15 protein-coding genes are annotated in these 17929 nt (G+C 44.3%); 14 read left to right on the plus strand and 1 reads right to left on the minus strand.

The window, feature by feature from the left end:
- Nucleotides 1-48: 48 nt before the first annotated feature.
- The 10 genes from ACTNC0_RS06020 (at nt 49) to mobB (ending at nt 12726) form a co-directional block, all read left to right on the plus strand.
- Nucleotides 49-879, plus strand: a complete 831-nt coding sequence (locus ACTNC0_RS06020; protein ID WP_441086682.1) for a helix-hairpin-helix domain-containing protein — start codon at nt 49-51, stop codon at nt 877-879.
- Between the two features lie 10 nt (nt 880-889).
- Entirely contained in the window at nt 890-1582 is a 693-nt protein-coding gene (locus tag ACTNC0_RS06025) for a response regulator transcription factor (RefSeq protein ID WP_117676207.1), read from the plus strand.
- Between the two features lie 485 nt (nt 1583-2067).
- Nucleotides 2068-2550, plus strand: a complete 483-nt coding sequence (locus tag ACTNC0_RS06030; protein WP_117676206.1) for a complex I 24 kDa subunit family protein — start codon at nt 2068-2070, stop codon at nt 2548-2550.
- Nucleotides 2547-4424, plus strand: a complete 1878-nt coding sequence (locus tag ACTNC0_RS06035) for an NADH-ubiquinone oxidoreductase-F iron-sulfur binding region domain-containing protein (protein WP_441086683.1) — start codon at nt 2547-2549, stop codon at nt 4422-4424. Before ACTNC0_RS06030 ends, ACTNC0_RS06035 begins: the two co-directional genes overlap by 4 nt.
- A 13-nt stretch (nt 4425-4437) precedes the next feature.
- A complete protein-coding gene (fdhF, locus tag ACTNC0_RS06040) occupies nt 4438-7146 on the plus strand; it encodes a formate dehydrogenase subunit alpha (RefSeq protein ID WP_441086684.1) in 2709 nt (902 codons plus the stop codon).
- Nucleotides 7147-7288: 142 nt separating this feature from the next.
- Entirely contained in the window at nt 7289-9019 is a 1731-nt protein-coding gene (locus ACTNC0_RS06045) for a [Fe-Fe] hydrogenase large subunit C-terminal domain-containing protein (RefSeq protein ID WP_441086686.1), read from the plus strand.
- Entirely contained in the window at nt 9006-10208 is a 1203-nt protein-coding gene (locus ACTNC0_RS06050; protein WP_441086688.1) for a PP2C family protein-serine/threonine phosphatase, read from the plus strand. Before ACTNC0_RS06045 ends, ACTNC0_RS06050 begins: the two co-directional genes overlap by 14 nt.
- Before the next feature lie 63 nt (nt 10209-10271).
- The gene (locus tag ACTNC0_RS06055; protein WP_020993504.1) at nt 10272-10706 is read left to right on the plus strand and encodes an MOSC domain-containing protein; all 435 of its coding nucleotides are present in this window, start codon (nt 10272-10274) and stop codon (nt 10704-10706) included.
- Nucleotides 10707-10934: 228 nt separating this feature from the next.
- Nucleotides 10935-12197, plus strand: a complete 1263-nt coding sequence (locus ACTNC0_RS06060) for a molybdopterin molybdotransferase MoeA (protein ID WP_329283296.1) — start codon at nt 10935-10937, stop codon at nt 12195-12197.
- A gap of 16 nt (nt 12198-12213) precedes the next feature.
- Entirely contained in the window at nt 12214-12726 is a 513-nt protein-coding gene (gene mobB / locus ACTNC0_RS06065; RefSeq protein WP_008706182.1) for a molybdopterin-guanine dinucleotide biosynthesis protein B, read from the plus strand.
- Here mobB and fdhD read toward each other — a convergent pair.
- Nucleotides 12701-13519: a formate dehydrogenase accessory sulfurtransferase FdhD gene (gene fdhD, locus ACTNC0_RS06070; RefSeq protein ID WP_441086691.1), complete on the minus strand. Its 819-nt coding sequence runs from the start codon at nt 13517-13519 to the stop codon at nt 12701-12703. The two genes, mobB and fdhD, sit on opposite strands and share 26 nt — an antisense overlap.
- A 210-nt stretch (nt 13520-13729) precedes the next feature.
- Between fdhD and moaA the strand changes: the two genes are divergently transcribed.
- The 4 genes from moaA to ACTNC0_RS06090 all read left to right on the plus strand — a co-directional run bounded on the left by moaA (nt 13730) and on the right by ACTNC0_RS06090 (nt 17881).
- A complete protein-coding gene (gene moaA, locus ACTNC0_RS06075; RefSeq protein WP_441086693.1) occupies nt 13730-14704 on the plus strand; it encodes a GTP 3',8-cyclase MoaA in 975 nt (324 codons plus the stop codon).
- A gap of 25 nt (nt 14705-14729) precedes the next feature.
- Entirely contained in the window at nt 14730-15311 is a 582-nt protein-coding gene (mobA, locus tag ACTNC0_RS06080) for a molybdenum cofactor guanylyltransferase (RefSeq protein ID WP_441086695.1), read from the plus strand.
- A 198-nt stretch (nt 15312-15509) separates the two neighbouring features.
- A complete protein-coding gene (locus tag ACTNC0_RS06085; RefSeq protein ID WP_441086696.1) occupies nt 15510-16934 on the plus strand; it encodes a sensor histidine kinase in 1425 nt (474 codons plus the stop codon).
- A gap of 11 nt (nt 16935-16945) precedes the next feature.
- Nucleotides 16946-17881, plus strand: a complete 936-nt coding sequence (locus tag ACTNC0_RS06090; protein ID WP_441086697.1) for a GerMN domain-containing protein — start codon at nt 16946-16948, stop codon at nt 17879-17881.
- Nucleotides 17882-17929 lie beyond the last annotated feature (48 nt).

Here is a 17929-nt window from a genome sequence, read left to right on the forward strand (position 1 = left end):
ATTATGGACAGGGGGACTCTTACTCTGAGAAATAAGAGGAGGACCCTTATGATGAAAATAAAAAACAGATGTTGTTATGCTGCGACGCTGATATTGTGTGGAACTTTGTTTCTTACAGGACTGACAGGATGTAAGAGCAGAGAGGCACAGTTTCTGATAGATGGATTGCAGGAAGCAAAGGCAGAGGTGGATGCGGAGTCATCAGAAGAGAAAACATCAGGACAGAAGTCGAAGAAAGATACAGATGAGAAGAAAGCTGATACAGAAGACCGACAGAATGATGATGGCAGTTCTGCAGAGTCCCGGAAAAAACAGGCAGAATCAGGTGGTTCAGATGCAGGTAATGGGACGGAGATAAATTCAACTGGGGAAACGCAGCCTGAGATGATTTATGTAGATGTGTGCGGAGCAGTTGCGAATCCGGGAGTTTTTCAGCTGGCAGCCGGGAGCCGGGTGTTTCAGGCGATTGAGGTGGCGGGAGGATATCTTCCCGAGGCAGCTCTAACCTGTGTAAACCGTGCAGGAGTTCTGACAGACGGACAGCAGCTTTATATTCTTACACAGGAAGAGATGGAGCGGCAGGGGCTGGATCCGGCAGAGATGGCCGGAGCATCAGATGGACAGATGAACGGAAGCGCCGGGACAGGACAGAACACAGGGATAGCTGCTCAGGCTCAGCAGGATAACAGGATCAACATAAATACAGCAGATGAAACCCAGCTTACCACACTGACAGGAATCGGTGCGACACGTGCACAGGCGATTATTGCCTACCGGCAGGAGAACGGGCCGTTTGCTGCGATAGAAGAGATTATGAATGTACAGGGTATCAAAGAAGGTACTTTTGCAAAGATAAAAGATGAGATAGTAGTAGGATAAGGAGAACCGAATGAGCAGGAAAGTTTTGGTAGTAGATGATGAGAAGCTGATTGTAAAAGGAATCCGTTTCAGTCTTGAACAGGATGGTATGGAAGTGGATTGCGCTTACGATGGAGAAGAAGCAGTAGAGAAAGCAAAAGATAAAAAATACGATATTATCCTTCTGGATCTGATGCTGCCAAAGATGGACGGACTGGAAGTGTGTCAGCAGATTCGCGAATTTTCCAACGTACCAATCGTGATGCTGACAGCTAAGGGCGAAGATATGGACAAGATTCTTGGTCTTGAATATGGCGCTGATGATTATATCACCAAGCCATTTAACATCCTGGAGGTGAAAGCGCGTATCAAAGCAATCATGCGACGTGCAGGAAGTGACCATGAGGAGAAGGAAAAAGCCAAGAGTATCGAGGTGGGCGATCTTCGTATGGACTGCGAAGGAAGACGTGTGTTTATCGCAGGCAGAGAGATCAATCTGACAGCGAAGGAATTCGACGTACTGGAACTTCTCGTGTTTAACCCGAATAAAGTTTACAGCCGTGAGAACCTGCTGAATATTGTATGGGGATACGAATATCCGGGTGATGTGCGTACAGTGGATGTACATATCCGCCGTCTCCGCGAGAAGATTGAAACCAATCCGAGTGAGCCGAAATACGTGCACACCAAATGGGGCGTGGGATATTATTTCCAGGCACAATAAGATTTAACCGAATCAAGTAAGTTCCTTTCTTCAATTGCGAATATCCGATTGACAAGGAAAAATTTTAAAGATGAAATTGTAATGCAGTTATGAAGATTGGGAATAGCTGCAATATAACAGAAAACAAAAAAGCTGATATTTCATAAATTATATGGTTATGAAATATCAGCTTTTTTGTATCAGTATCATAGGAAATTACTCAGTAATATTTCTATGATATAAAAATTCTCCAGACAGGATCGAGAATATCTTGTCAACTTGATGTGATGTTCACTTTGGTTTTGCCTTATTCAGTTTAGTGTATAATTTTGTTGATTTGATAAAAATTAAACAAACAAAAGCAACATTTATAGAGAAAAATGATATAAAATTAGAAAATTTCTATAAATCAGGTTGTTAAAATGATGAAAAAGGATTATAATTATCGTTACAATATGTAAAGAGTGCAATAAAAAGAGAAAAAGAAGGTATAAGGAGGGTGCGAAATGCTAGATCAATCATTTTATCAGAAAGCGGACGAGATTATTGCTTTCTATGGTAAAAAGCCGGCATCACTGATTCCGATCATGCAGGATATTCAGGGCGTGTACAGATATCTGCCGGGAGAACTGCTGACCTATGTGGCTGATCAGATCGGAGTAACAGAAGCGAAAGCATTCAGTGTTGCAACATTCTATGAGAACTTTTCATTCGAGGCAAAAGGTAAATATGTGATCAAGGTTTGTGACGGAACAGCCTGTCATGTAAGAAAATCTATTCCGGTTCTGGAAGAACTGTATAAGAAACTTGGTCTGTCCAAGACAAAAAAGACGACAGACGATATGATGTTTACGGTGGAAACAGTTTCCTGTCTTGGTGCATGCGGACTTGCGCCGACAATGATGGTCAATGATGATGTTCATCCGAGAATGACACCGGAGAAAGCAGATGAACTGATTGATAAACTGAGAGGGGGCGAACAGGGATGATCCAGAATAAAGAAGCATTGGACCAGGTCAGAGAAGAAGCCATAAAGGTGCTGGATTCTTATGACTGTCGTATTCTCGTCTGTTCAGGTACCGGATGTGTAGCGACCGGTTCCCAGAAGATTTATGAGAAATTCCTGGAGATCGCCAAGGATGCCCCGGGAGTAAGTATTGAATTTGGACCTCATGACAAAGATGCACACGTAGGTGTGAAGAAAACCGGATGTCAGGGTGTCTGTGAACTTGGACCGCTGGTTCGTATCCAGAAGGGTAACGACGTAATCCAGTATACAAAGGTTCAGATTGAAGACTGCCAGGAGATTTTTGAAAAGAGTGTCCAGGGAAATGAGACAATCGAGAGACTGCTTTATCAGAAAGGCGGTAAGGTAAGCCGCGGACCACAGGATATCCCGTTTATCGCAAAACAGACACGAATCGTTCTGAAAAACTGTGGCAAATTTGATGCGGAATCTCTGCAGGAATACATAGCAAGCGGTGGTTTCCAGGCTCTGGAGAAAGCGATGTTTGAGATGGATCCGGATCTGGTTATCGATCAGGTTGATAAATCCGGTATCCGCGGACGTGGAGGCGGCGGCTTCCCGGCTGGTAAGAAATGGATTCAGGTAGCCCGTCAGGCTGATCCTGTTCATTATGTAGTATGTAATGGTGATGAGGGTGACCCGGGAGCATTTATGGATGGCTCCGTAATGGAAGGCGATCCGTATCGTCTGATCGAAGGTATGATGCTTGCAGCTTACGCAGTAAGAGCACAGCATGGATATATTTATGTACGTGCAGAATATCCGCAGTCTGTAGCACGTCTGAAACATGCAATCGCAGTTCTGGAGGAGAACGGACTTCTGGGAGACAATATTCTCGGAACAGGATTCTCTTTCCATATGCATATCAACCGTGGTGCAGGTGCTTTCGTATGTGGTGAAGGCTCTGCCCTTACTGCTTCTATCGAGGGAAGCAGGGGTATGCCTCGTGTAAAACCGCCTCGTACAGTAGAACAGGGACTCTGGGCGAAACCTACAGTTCTTAATAACGTAGAAACTTATGCAAATATTCCGGAAATCATTCTCAAAGGTGCTGACTGGTACAGAAGTATCGGTACAGAGGGTTCACCTGGAACAAAGACTTTCTCATTGACCGGTTCTATAGAAAATACAGGTCTGATCGAAGTTCCGATGGGAACAACTTTAAGAGAGATTATTTTCGATATCGGTGGAGGACTGAAATCCGGCGCTGCATTCAAGGCTGTTCAGATTGGTGGTCCGTCCGGCGGATGCCTGACGGAAGAACATCTGGATGTACCGCTTGACTTTGACTCTGTCAAGAAATACGGAGCGATCGTTGGTTCCGGTGGTCTGGTAGTTATGGACGAACATACCTGTATGGTAGAGGTTGCACGATTCTTCATGGGCTTTACTCAGAGAGAATCCTGCGGTAAATGCGGACCTTGCCGTATCGGTACGAAACGTATGCTTGAGATCCTTGAGAAGATCGTAGATGGTAAAGGTGAGATGGAAGATCTGGAGAAACTGGAACATCTTGGAAACTTTATCAAAGACCGTTCACTTTGCGGACTTGGTAAGAGTGCACCGCTTCCGGTACTTTCCACTTTAAAGAACTTCCGTGATGAATATGTAGAACATATCGTAGATAAGAAGTGCGCAGCTCATGTATGTAAGGCAATGCGTTCTTATGTGATCGATCCTGAAAAATGCAAAGGATGTACCAAGTGCGCAAGAAACTGCCCGGTTGGTGCTATCACAGGAAATAAGAAAGAGCCTCACAGCATTGATACCTCCAAGTGTATTAAGTGCGGAACATGTCTGGAAAATTGTGTATTCGGTGCAATTTCTGTGAATTAAGGAGGGTGAAAAGATGATTCATTTGACAATAGATGGAATTCCTGCAGAGGTAGAGAAAGGTACGACTATTCTGCAGGCTGCCAGACAGATCGGAGTGGAGATTCCTACACTCTGCTATCTGGAGAATGTATTGCCGGATGGTTCCTGCCGTTTATGCGTGGTAGAAGTAACAAACAATGGCAGAACCAAATTTGATACGGCATGTACACTTCGCTGTTCAGAGGGCGATGAAGTACAGACAATGTCAGAGAAGGTAGTTGCTTATCGTAAAGATACTCTTGACCTCCTTCTTTCAGACCATCGTGTACACTGTTTCTCATGTGAAGCGAATGGTGACTGTAAATTACAGGACTACTGTTTTGAATATGGTGTAACTGAGACAAGCTATCCTGGTGAAATGAAGGATATGCCGATTGATGATACAAACAAATTCTTTACCTATGATCCAAGCCTGTGTATTCTCTGCCACCGCTGCGTGAATACCTGTAAAGAAATCGTAGGAAGAGGTGCGATCGATACCATGGATCGTGGTTTCCAGTCTGTGATCGGTGCACATTATAAACATAAATGGAATGAAGGTATCTGTGAATCCTGTGGTAATTGTGTTCAGGCCTGTCCGACAGGTGCGTTAACCATGAAGCGCAGAAAGAAATATCGTCCATACCAGATCGACAAGAAGGTTCTGACTACCTGTCCACATTGTGCAACAGGCTGCCAGTATTATCTCCTCGTAAAAGACGGAAAGATTGTGGATACAGAGGCTGCAAACGGACCATCCAACAAAGGTCTGCTCTGCGTTAAAGGCCGCAGCGGAAGCTTCGATTTCGTACATTCACCGGAGCGTATCAAATATCCGTTGATCAAGAATAAAGAAACAGGTGAATTTGAACGTGCAACATGGGATGAGGCACTGGATCTTGTTGCTTCCAAATTTATGGAGATCAAGAAACAGTATGGTTCTAATTCCCTTGCAGGTTTTGCATGTTCCAGATCACCGAACGAAGATATCTACATGGTACAGAAGATGGTTCGCTGCTGCTTCGGCACAAACAACACAGATAACTGTGCCCGTGTATGTCATTCCGCATCCGTATCAGGTCTTGCAATGACTCTTGGTTCCGGTGCCATGACAAACCCGATCGGGGATATCACAAAGAACGCTGACCTGATCATGCTGGTTGGTTCAAACCCTGAGGAAGCACATCCTGTAGTTGGTATGCAGATCCGCCAGGCAGTCAAGAGAGGCTGCAAGCTGATCGTAGTTGACCCGCGTGACATTGGTCTTGCAAAGAAAGCAGATATTCATCTGAAACTGAAACCTGGTACAAACGTTGCTTTTGCAAATGGTATTATGAATGTAATTCTTTCAGAGGGACTTCAGGATGACAAGTTTATCGCAGAGCGTACCGAAGGTTTTGAAGAATTAAAAGAAATCGTAAAAGATTACACACCTGAGAAAGTAGCAGAGATCTGCCACATTGATGCAGACGATCTGAGAAAAGCAGCGATCATGTATGCAAAAGCTGACCGTGCTCCTATCATCTACTGCCTTGGTGTAACCGAACATTCCACAGGTACAGAGGGCGTTATGTCTATGTCCAATATGGCAATGATGGTTGGCAAACTTGGCCGTGAAGGCTGTGGTGTTAACCCGCTTCGTGGACAGAACAACGTACAGGGTGCCTGCGATATGGGCGCACAGCCGAACGTATATCCTGGATATCAGAAAGTTACTGATCCTGCAGTACGTGAGAAATTTGAGAAAGCATGGGGCGTGAAACTGGATCCGAATATTGGAACACACGCAACAGATGTATTCCCGAAAGCAATCACAGGCGAGATCAAAGGTCTGTATATCTACGGTGAGGACCCGGTAGTTACTGATCCGGATACCACACACATTATCAAAGCATTAAAGAGTCTTGATTTCTTTGTACTTCAGGAACTTTTCATGACAGAGACAGCTCAGTATGCAGATGTTATCCTTCCTGGTGTAAGCTATGCAGAGAAAGAGGGTACATTTACCAATACAGAGCGCCGCGTACAGAGAGTCCGCAAGGCTGTCACAGTACCTGGCGAGATGAGACTGGATACAGATATCATTATTGATCTGATGAACCGTATGGGATATCCGCAGCCACATCTGACATCTGCACAGATCATGGACGAGATCGCATCTCTGACACCGAGCTTTGCAGGTATCAGCCATGAACGTCTCGATAGTGAAGAAGTTCACGGACAGGGACTTCAGTGGCCATGTATCTCCAAGGATCATCCGGGAACACCGATCATGCATGTGGGTAAATTCTCCCGTGGTCTCGGCTGGTTCTATCCGGCTAAATATGTACCGTCCGCAGAGCTTCCGGATGATGATTATCCAATCATCCTGATGACAGGACGTATCCTGTATCACTACACAACAAGAGCTATGACCGGAAAGACACCTGAGCTTATGGAAATCGAAGGTAAATCATTTATCGAAATGAATATCGTAGATGCAGATAAACTTGGTATCAAAAACGGTGATAAAGTCAGAGTTTCTTCCAGACGAGGATCTATCGAATCTACCGCACGTGTAGGTACTAAGACTTCACCGGGTGAGAGCTGGATGCCATTCCACTTCCCGGATGGAAATGCAAACTGGCTGACGAATGCAGCGCTTGACAAATATGCAAGAATACCGGAATATAAGGTATGTGCAGTTAAGATTGAGAAAGCATAAAAATTATATGGGGCTGTCGCTTGGATCTGCTGTCCTGGCGGCAGCTCCATATTCCTTTATATAAAATGAGATGAAATGATTTTTTATTTATTTACCAGAGCTTTTTTAACACGCTCTAAGATTATTACAAGGAGTATGTGGCATGCAGAGATTTCAGTCAATCCTTCAGTTTAAGAAAGTCAGTTGTAAGAACTGCTATAAATGTGTCCGAAACTGCCCGGTCAAGGCGATTCGAGTCCATGATCATCAGGCGAGAATTATTGAGAGTCAATGTATTTATTGTGAGAAATGTATTCTTGTCTGTCCGCAGGATGCCAAGGAAGAACAGAATATGATTCCGGCGATTCGCAGTGCAATGAAAAATAAAGCACAGGTTATTGCCTCGCTTCATCCGGCATATCTGGCGCGGTTCGGGGTAACCGGTATCAATGGAATAAGGGAAGCGATGAAGAAACTGGGATTTGCAGATGTGGCAGATGCGGCTGAGGGCGCAAGTTTGATGACAGCGCAGTATCGGGCTCTTTTTCCAGAACAGAAAGAGTTGGGTGTGATGATTTCTTCCGCCTGTCCGGTAATCGTGCAGCTGATAAAGAAACATTATCCACATCTTCTGGGAAATCTGGTGCAGTCTGCTTCTATGATGCAGTTTCATGCCAATTACCTTAAGAAGCAGTATCCGAAAGCAAGAATTGTTTATGTAAGCCCATGCATTTCTGTTATGTCAGAACTGCGGGAGCCTGGCAATGAGGTAGACTATGTGATCACGTTGGAGGAACTGGCAGAATGGCTGAAGAAGGAAGGCATTTCCGTAAAAGAGGAAGAACCGGAACGAAGTGCCTACCGATCAAGAGAGATTGCCCTTGCAGATGGACTGACGGATCTTCTGGGAACAGTAAAGGGAATTCGTAAGCTTTCCGTAAGTGGAATGGAGCAGTGCAGGGAAGTTCTGAAAGAACTCCATCCGGAGGATTTTGAGAACTGTTTTCTGGAAATGTATGCATGCAGCGGTGGCTGTGTGGCCGGTCCGTCCTTCCAGATGAAAAAAGGACGTTACCTGGCGGATGTTTTTGCGGTTAAAAATGCAGCTTTTGGAAAAAGTTTTCACGAAGAAGCGGGAGATTACGAATTACCGGAATTTGAGCTGAGAAGGAATTTCGGTTATTGTCTTGCGCAGGTTCAGGCGGAGGATGAGGTTTCTGAGGAAGAAATCAGAGATGCGCTGGCGGAAATGGGAAAATTTTCTCCAAAGGATGAATTAAACTGCGGTGCCTGCGGGTATAACACCTGCAGGGAGAAAGCAATCGCCATTATCCAGAATAAGGCTGAGGTTGCCATGTGTATTCCGTATATGCGGGCAAGACAGGAGAGTTATTCTAATAAGGTCTTTAATGCCATGCCAGGACTTCTGGTAACAGTTGATTATAACCTGAAGATTATTCAGATGAATCAGGCTGCAACGAAGCTGTTTAATATACCGAAAAAAAGGCGGCTGATCGGCAAACCGGTATCAGAGATCATGGACGATTACAGTCTTGCCAGCATTCTGTCTTTTGACCGGAATCTGATGCAGGATGAGATTTATCTGGAAGATCAGAAGTGTTATCTGGATCGTGTAATGACCAATGATAAAGAGAATAAAATGATACTCTGTATTATGAAGGACATCACGAAAGAACGGAAACATAAGGATCAGATTCATAATGCGCAGGTTGAAGCTGCGCGGATGGCGGATAAACTGGTGGAAGAACAGCTAAAGATTGTTCAGCAGATTGCAGGGCTTCTGGGAGAGACTGCGGCGGATACCAAGGTTGCTGTTGAAAAGCTTAAAAATACCATACTTCTGGAGAGTGAAGAACCGAATGAAAAGAAATAGGCATCAGGGACTGAATGTAGAGTTTGACGGACTTTGCATTGATTTTGGTCACGTGAGTCTGAATAAGAAGAAAGAATTCTTATGTGGAGACTGCTATAAAATTGAAGAAAATGACAAAGATCATGTGCTGGTTCTTTCGGATGGTCTGGGCAGCGGGGTGAAGGCAAATATTCTTTCCACGCTGACGGCTACGATGCTCAGTACCATGATCATTAATCAGGTGGAACTGGATGAGGCAGTGCGTGCAGTGGCAAAAACGCTTCCTGTGTGCAGTGTGAGAAATCTGGCATATGCCACCTTTACAGTACTGAATTTTCAGGGGAAACAGGTAAGCCTTTATCAGTTTGATAATCCGGATGCAATTCTGATCCGGGATGGCAGGCTCTTCGATTATCCGGTGGAGACAAGTATGATCGAAGAGAAGGAAATCCATAAAAGCTGTTTTAAATTGAAAGATGAGGATATGCTGATCATTATGTCCGACGGTGTCACCAATGCAGGAATGGGAAAAACTACCAATGGCGGCTGGGGAAGAGATGATGTAATGGCTTTCTGCAGGGCAAAGTACCATAAAGGGATGAGCGCACAGGAGATGGCAGGCTATCTGGCAGAGGCCAGCCTGGATCTGAATCTGAATGAAACGGATGATGATATTACAGCCATTGTTCTGCGGATACGGCATAAACAGGTGGTAAACCTTATGATCGGTCCGCCAAGTAAGGAGGAGCATGATGAGCGATATCTGAAGTCCTTTTTCGATTCAGAGGGATATCATGTAATCTGCGGCGGAACTACTGCACAGTGTGCTGCCAGGTATCTGGATAAAGAGCTGATCTCTCTTAGTGAAACTGCCTGCGGAGACGTTCCTGCCTATTATAAGCTGGAAGGTACAGAGCTGGTGACAGAGGGATTTCTTACGATTGAGCATTTGCTTGAATATTGTGAAGAATGGATGGAGGACAGGCTGTCCTTTAACAGGCTGAAACGAAAAAAGGATGCGGCAGCATTGCTTGGTGTGATGCTGTTTGAGCAGGCAACGGATATTAATTTCTACTTCGGTGGTGCTATCAATAAGAGTAACGTGGAACTGGGAATCACAGAAAAAAGGAAAGAACAGGCAGCAGAAGAACTTGTGGAGCATCTGCAGAATGCAGGAAAGAATGTGAATATTGCATTCTGGGCGATCTGAGAAAGCAGGAAAAACAGCAGTACGTGGTTTTATAAAGAGACATCAGGAAGGATGAGACAGAAAATGGCGAAGATATTATGTGTATGCATCAGTAAGGAACGCAAGACCTGCTCGCAGAATATTCATGAATGCGAAGCTGATCTGCAGGGACTTGTGGGAGATGTGCATTATGGAATGGGCGGAAGAAAGCAGGTCAGTCTTCTTCCTTATGAGAAGGTAAAAGAATATTTCGAACAGTCCGAAGAAGAATTCAGATATGGCAGATTTGGAGAAAATCTCCTTGTGGAAGGGATTAACTGGAACAGTATTGCGGAGGGGAACAGATTTCGTTGTGGAGATGTACTTCTGGAAGCAGTCAGGATCGGTGCGGGCGGTCCTGCATCAGATGCCTATAAGGGAGAAAAGGTATGCACGCCCATGGAACCCTGGTTTGTATTCTGTCAGATTCTGGAGGCAGGGAGGCTGAGAGAAGGAGAAATCATCCTCCAACAGAGATGAAAAATATGTAATTCTTCAGCAGTGGGCTGAATATTATGATGTTATAGCAATTTCCAAAATACTGAAGACAATCTGATTTATATTAATGGAGTGCCTTAGTGATATTATTCTCTGAAATTGCTATAGAGTTCAAAGGGTAAAACTAATATATCCGTCAATTGACCCGGTGGTTATAAAGGTATTGAAAAGACTATAAAAAATGTAATATACAAGAGGAGGAATTAGTGCGTGGAGGGAATCAGTGTAGAACAGGCAGTGGAACAGATTCTGCAGCATACGCCTGTAATAAACGAGACAGAAGAAACAGAACTGAATAAAGCAGGGGGAAGAGTCCTGGCGCAGGATATGGTGGCAGGGTTTGACAATCCTCCTTTTGACCGCTCTCCGGTAGATGGCTATGCGTGTAAGGCAGAGGACCTTGCAGGTGCCACTAAAGAGCATCCGGTGAGGCTGAAAGTCATGGAAGAGATTGATGCCGGACAGTATTCGGAAAGAGAAATCCAGCAGGGACAGGCAGTGCGCATTATGACAGGGGCTGCAATACCCAATGGCTGCAACTGCTGTATTTATCAGGAGGATACCGATTATGGAGAAGATACGGTAGAAGTTTACAGTGAACAGAAGCGATGGAGTAATTATTGCTTCTCAGGAGAGGATTTCAAAAAAGGAACTACACTTCTGAAAAAAGGAACACATATCGGATATGTGGAGGCAGCAATTCTGGCCGGAATGGGAGTGGCGAAAGTGCCGGTTTACCGTCAGCCGAGAATTGTGCTTCTGACTACAGGAGATGAGGTGGTAGAACCGGGAATTCCATTGCCGGAAGGAAAAATTTACAACAGCAATATGACCATGCTGTCTGCCAGACTGCGTGAACTGGGAATTGAATCTTTCCATATGGAAGCAGTCAAAGATGATCCGACGGTTATGTCTGAGAAATTAAAAGAAGCAGCAAAAGCGGCAGATATGATCATCACTACGGGAGGTGTATCTGTAGGCAAGAAGGACATTATGCATGAGTCCCTGAGACTGATGGGGGCAGAGCGGATTTTCTGGAGGGTAAAGATGAAACCGGGAATGCCTACACTGTTTTCTGCATATAAAAAGACTTCCGATATAACTGCAACAGATCATTGCGCTTCAGAAAGAGAGATTCCGATCATCAGTCTCTCCGGAAATCCTTTTGGTGTTGCAGTCAGCATAGAACTTTTGATTCGTCCTGCACTGGAAAAAATGATGCAGGATCCATCAATCGGTCTGAAAGAAGTAAATGGCATTATGGCTGATAACTTTGAAAAAGGAATCAAGGGCCGCCGCTTTATCCGGGCATATCTGGAAAATGGAAAATTTCATCTTCCCAATGGTCTTCACTCTAACGGAGTCCTCAGTTCCATGGCCGGCTGCAATTGCCTGATTGATACAAAAACCATGGAAAATCAGGAAAGCAGAAGCCTGAACGCAGGGGATAAAGTGGGCGCGATTTTGCTTTGAGAGGAGCAGCATACAGGTGGAAAGAAAAAGAATATTTGCAATCAGCGGTGTAAAGAATTCAGGGAAAACAACTCTGATCTGCAGGCTTTTGGAGATTTTTAAAGACAAGGGCCTTAAAGTGGCGGTGCTGAAGCATGACGGACATGATTTCGTGCCGGACGTACCGGGAACGGATACATACTGTCAGCTTCAGTCCGGAGCCTACGGCACAGCAGTTTTTTCAGCAGGCAAATATATGCTGGTAAAACAGCAGCCGCAGATTTCCGAAAAAGAGCTGGCAGAATTTTTTCCGGAGGCAGATCTGATCTTACTGGAAGGATTTAAATACAGTACTTATCCGAAAATTGAAATTATCCGTAAGGGAAATTCGGCAGAAAGTGTCTGCAATCCGGAAAAACTGATGGCGATCGCCACAAACCTGGATGCAGAGGAAAGAGATGCACTGTCTGTACTGGAAAATGTTCCATTCTTTGAACTGGACAATGCAGAGTGTATTGCAGAATTTATTCTGTCGGATTATTTCCGGTAAAGAGTTTCATACGGTCACGTCGCGCGGCACAGATAAGGGTAAGGTGGTATTCTTTGGCCATGGCAACTGCCTCGGCGGAAGGGGATGCCTTGCTTGCCAGAACCGGTATTCCGGCGCGGATTGCCTTGATCGCCATATCTGTAGGGATACGTCCACTGGAATAAACCACGCATTTCTTCAGGTCAATATTATGGCGCAGGGCATAACCGATGGCCTTATCCAGAGCATTATGACGTCCGATATCTTCGCACTGAAAGAGCAGTTCTCCGTCACAGGCAAGAAAACAGCTGTGAGTTGCCCAGGTCTGGCTGTGAAGCGGGGTACCATTGGCGAAACAGTCTGCAAGGTCAAAGATCCACTGTTTTTTCCATGGGACAGGTGTAACTGGCGTCATTGGCTGATCTGTGATAAAATAATCATTAAGAACACGATTTCCGGTGCAGCAGGTCGGAGTAGGAGCAACATAATCTTCATTTTCCTCATGAGACTGCCCGGATTTATTTTTATTCAGGATCACGCGGGCACGTTTGCCGAATTCACAGATGTAGATCTGGTCAACGTCATCAGCAGAAGAGATGATTCCTTCAGTAAAAAGACGCCCCAGAACCAGTTCAGCCAGATGTTGTGGGATACAGACCAGTTTCATGGTCAGACGTTCATTTACATATACATCCATCATGTGTTCCACAAGGATTGGTTCCGTTTCTTCATGAGTTTCTCCGTCACGACCCAGAAACTCATAGGTAACATTCTCGAGCAGATTCAGGTTGTGGTATTGTTCGTTGATTTTCATAGGACAGTTCCTTTCGTCCGGTAAGGATTTTAATAATCTTGATACATTAAGTATAGACTGCGGAGTATGGAGTGTCAAACGATTATGAGAGAAAATATTGCCTGTGATTTTGACGGCGAATAACAGAAGAAAAGGTTACAAAGGTTGCGGTTCACCCGTATCCGGTAACAGGAAAATCAATTATTAGAAAGTAAAAGGCAGGTAGAGCCGATGATAGACAAATATGGAAGAGAAATAGATTATTTAAGGATTTCCCTGACAGACAGATGTAATCTGAGATGCATTTACTGTATGCCGGAAGAAGGCGTAAAATCCCTTTCTCATGCAGAAATCCTCACATACGATGAGATTCTCCGCATCTGCAGGTGCGCAGCAGATCTGGGAATCCGTAAGATTAAACTGACAGGCGGTGAGCCTCTTGTTCGTAAGGGCTGTGCAAGTCTTGCAAAACAGATTAAGGCGATCCCGGGAATTGAGAAAGTGACATTAACAACAAATGGAATCCTGCTCGCCGAGCAGCTGGATGCATTACTGGATGCAGGAATTGACGCCATTAATATCAGTCTGGATACTTTGGATCCGAAACTGTTCAAAAAAGTAGCGAGACGTGACGGACTGGAAAAGGTATTTGAGGGAATCGAAGCAGCACTTGCACATCCGGGACTTTCCCTGAAGATCAACAGCGTTCCGGTGATCAAGGAAAAAGAAAACTTCATCGGGATTGCAGGACTGGCGCAGAAATATCCAATCCATGTGCGCTTTATCGAGATGATGCCAATCGGATATGGAAAACAATTTCCATTTCAAGACGAGGAATCCATCAAAACAGTACTGGAAGAAGCATATGGACCGATGCATGCGGTAAAAGAACGCTATGGAAACGGCCCATGCCATTACTATGAAATTGCAGGATTTAAGGGGAAAATCGGATTTATCAGTGCCATGACTCACAAATTCTGCAGTCAGTGCAACCGAGTACGTCTTACATCCGAAGGATTCATGAAAGGATGCCTCCAGTATCAGAAAGGTACAGACCTGCGGGGGCTTATGCGCGGCGGCTGCATGGATTCGGAACTGAAAGAAGCAATTTATCAGGTGATCTGGAATAAACCGGTCAGCCATAATTTTTACGAAGCAAAGACAGAGCAGGATGAGATTCGCGGAATGTCGCAGATTGGCGGATGATTTACACAGGCAGAGGGAGTTAATAATGCACAGAATATCTATGATAATTCTTGCCGGTGGTGCAAGCCGCCGTATGGGACGTGATAAATCAGATCTTATGATAGATGGAAAGACGTTTCTTGAAATGCAGATAGAAAAAGGAGAAAAGCTTGGAATCAGTGATATTATTTTGTCTGGTTATCATGGAGAAAAGAAATATAAATATCCGGTTGTGACAGACCGCATTCCGGGAAAAGGACCACTTGGAGGTCTGGAAGCATGCCTGCGCAGGGCGGAGAACCCATATTGTCTGGTGCTTGGTGTAGATGTTCCGTTGGTTCCGGTGCAGGAGTTGTCTGCATTGATTAGTACTGTGAATAGAGCAAAGTCAGATGCTGTAATTCTGAGACATAGCGGTCATGAGGAGCCATTGATGGGAATTTACAGGACAGACCTGGCGGATTCGATGCTGGAGGAAATCACTCTTAGAAAGGGTTCTGTATTTGCTTTCCTGAGAAAAACTGGATATGAATGCTATGAAAGCCAGGCAGAAGACTGGTATTTTTCTAATATTAATGCTCCGGAAATTTATAAAGAGACAGTTGAAAAACATTTTGGACAGAAATAAAAGGGTTCAGGTTAAGGAAAAATTTATATGTCAGATAAAAACGATTAGCTTATGATTTGGGTTTATGATAGAAAATTTATGGTAGAAAAGCTTTTTCTTATGTGATAAGATGATATCGATTCGGGAAACAAAAATGTGTTCTGCGGATAAAGAATGTATGGGCAAAAGTGCATACAAAAAGAGAACGGAGTTGAAAAGATGAAAAAGAGAAACAATTTTTTCAGAAGTCTGCGTTTTCGTATTCTGATTATCTTGATCATTCTGGGAATTGTGCCAGGTGTTATTGTGACTTATACAATACTCCATAACTATCAGGACCGGGCGGTTTCAATGCTTTTTGAGAGAGTAAGCGACCAGTGTGATATCCTGTGCAATCTGATCATCAAAGAGAATTATCTCAATGATACAGACTCAGAGACTATAAACAGCAAGCTGGAGCTGTTTTCCAATGTGTATAATGGACGTGTTCTGCTGGCTGACAGAGATTTTAAGATAGTGAGCGATACGTTCCACACAGAAGAGGGAAAGACACTTCTGAGTTCTTTAGCTGTATCATGTCTGAAGGATGGAAGTTCAAGCAATTATGATGCAAAGAATAAAGTGCTGGAACTGGCTGTGCCTGTCCAGAGTCCGGATGTTCAGCAGTTTCAGGGAGTTATGCTTGTAACTGTTTCGGCGATTGATATCGCAGAGACACTTGCGGAACTGGAACAGAGAGGCGTTATGCTGATTGGAATCATTATTGTTCTTGCAGGATTTCTGGCATGGCTGTTATCGACGATCCTTGTAAAACCACTAGCCAGAGTAACGAAATCTATCGAGGATCTGACGGATGGAGTGCTGGATGAAGAAATCAGTGTTCCTGACTATACAGAGACAGAACTGATCACAGATGCTTTTAATAAGATGGTTAACCGCATGAGAATTCTGGATGAATCCAGACAGGAGTTTGTATCAAATGTGTCTCATGAGCTGAAAACACCGCTGACATCCATGAAAGTCCTGGCAGATTCGCTGGTAGGGCAGCAGGGAATTCCGGAGGAACTTTATCAGGAATTTATGGGTGATATCACTGCCGAGATCGACAGGGAAAATAAGATTATCACTGACTTACTTTCTCTTGTAAAAATGGACAAGAAAGCTGCGGATGTGAATATCACGCATATGGATATCAATCAGCTTCTTGAGGATATCCTTAAGCGTCTGCGTCCGATTGCAGATAAGCGGAATATTGACCTGATTCTGGATTGTTTCCGACCTGTAGAGGCAGATGTGGATGAGGTCAAATTTACTCTGGCGATTAGTAACCTGGTGGAGAATGGCATTAAATATAATGTGGATGATGGCTGGGTACGTGTATCGCTGGATGCGGATCATAAGTATTTTTATGTAACAGTGGCAGACTCCGGCATGGGAATTCCGGAGGACAGTATAGAGAGAATCTTTGAACGTTTCTATCGTGTGGACAAATCGCATTCGAAAGAGATCGGAGGAACCGGTCTTGGACTGGCAATCACCAAAAGTTCTATTGCAATGCACCATGGAGCAATCAAAGTATTCAGCAAAGAGGGTGAGGGAACTACATTCTCAGTCCGCATTCCTCTGTCATATATACCGTCATAGGAGGTGCCGTTGTGAGAAAAAAAATTACAATGATCATATCCATGTTGATATTGAGCCTCCTATTGGCAGGATGCTCAATAGAGGTGCATGAAGATCCAAATAAACAAAAAAGCGTATATTATCTGTATGATATCAGTGCTGACGAAACACAGCTTCAGAAAGAATCTTATTTTCCAGAGGAGACAACTGCGGAGTATATGCTGAAAGATATGATGCAGCGGATGAACAGTCAGGAAGCTGACTCGGCGGATGGAATAGGTCTTTTGCCAGAGGGCGTGCAGATGAATTACAGTATTGAAGGAGATGTACTGGTTGTGAACTTTAACAGTCAGTACAGTGATATGAGTCGTGCAAGAGAACTGCTTGTGCGCGCGGGGGTTGTCAAAACTTTCCTGCAGGTTCCGGGAATCAGCTCTGTGAAGTTTACGATAGAGAATGAAGACCTGACAGATTCCAGAGGCCAGGCAGTGGGAAATATGACAGCAGATACTTTTGCCGAGTTTACGGGAAGTGAGCCGGATGCCTACTGTAGCAATACATTTACTCTCTATTTTACGGACAAAGAAGGTCAGAAACTGGTAAAAGAGCAGAGGACAGTGCGGTATAAACGTAGTATTCCAAAGGAAAGGATCGTCCTGGAGCAGCTTATGAAAGGACCACTGGAGAAAGGGCATTACCCGACGATTCCGGAGAACACCGAGGTGTTGGATGTAACGATAGCAGACAGAATCTGTTATGTAGCATTTGACAGGGTATTTTCCTCTTATGCATTAGATGTGTCGGAAAATATACCGGTGTATTCTGTAGTAAACTCTCTGCTGGATGCGGTTGAGGCAGACAAAGTGCAGATTACCGTTGGTACGACGGATAAGCTGGATACCTTTGGTGAGAAAATGGCGCTGTATCGTTTCTATGAACGAAATGACAAGTTGGTCATTAAAGAATAAGAAATAGAAGTTCAACTTCGCAATGCTTTCTGATTTGTAACTGTGAGT

Origin of the sequence: Blautia sp. HCP3S3_B11 (assembly GCF_052064435.1) — a bacterium.
GTDB lineage: Bacteria > Bacillota > Clostridia > Lachnospirales > Lachnospiraceae > Blautia_A.

What these genes read in the sequence shown, in the direction of transcription:
- ACTNC0_RS06020 (WP_441086682.1), top strand. Translation starts at nt 49, where the DNA reads ATGATGAAAATAAAAAACAGATGTTGTTATGCTGCGACGCTGATATTG.
- ACTNC0_RS06025 (WP_117676207.1), top strand. Translation starts at nt 890, where the DNA reads ATGAGCAGGAAAGTTTTGGTAGTAGATGATGAGAAGCTGATTGTAAAA.
- ACTNC0_RS06030 (WP_117676206.1), top strand. Translation starts at nt 2,068, where the DNA reads ATGCTAGATCAATCATTTTATCAGAAAGCGGACGAGATTATTGCTTTC.
- ACTNC0_RS06035 (WP_441086683.1), top strand. Translation starts at nt 2,547, where the DNA reads ATGATCCAGAATAAAGAAGCATTGGACCAGGTCAGAGAAGAAGCCATA.
- fdhF (WP_441086684.1), top strand. Translation starts at nt 4,438, where the DNA reads ATGATTCATTTGACAATAGATGGAATTCCTGCAGAGGTAGAGAAAGGT.
- ACTNC0_RS06045 (WP_441086686.1), top strand. Translation starts at nt 7,289, where the DNA reads ATGCAGAGATTTCAGTCAATCCTTCAGTTTAAGAAAGTCAGTTGTAAG.
- ACTNC0_RS06050 (WP_441086688.1), top strand. Translation starts at nt 9,006, where the DNA reads ATGAAAAGAAATAGGCATCAGGGACTGAATGTAGAGTTTGACGGACTT.
- ACTNC0_RS06055 (WP_020993504.1), top strand. Translation starts at nt 10,272, where the DNA reads ATGGCGAAGATATTATGTGTATGCATCAGTAAGGAACGCAAGACCTGC.
- fdhD (WP_441086691.1), bottom strand. Translation starts at nt 13,519, where the DNA reads ATGAAAATCAACGAACAATACCACAACCTGAATCTGCTCGAGAATGTT.
- moaA (WP_441086693.1), top strand. Translation starts at nt 13,730, where the DNA reads ATGATAGACAAATATGGAAGAGAAATAGATTATTTAAGGATTTCCCTG.
- mobA (WP_441086695.1), top strand. Translation starts at nt 14,730, where the DNA reads ATGCACAGAATATCTATGATAATTCTTGCCGGTGGTGCAAGCCGCCGT.
- ACTNC0_RS06085 (WP_441086696.1), top strand. Translation starts at nt 15,510, where the DNA reads ATGAAAAAGAGAAACAATTTTTTCAGAAGTCTGCGTTTTCGTATTCTG.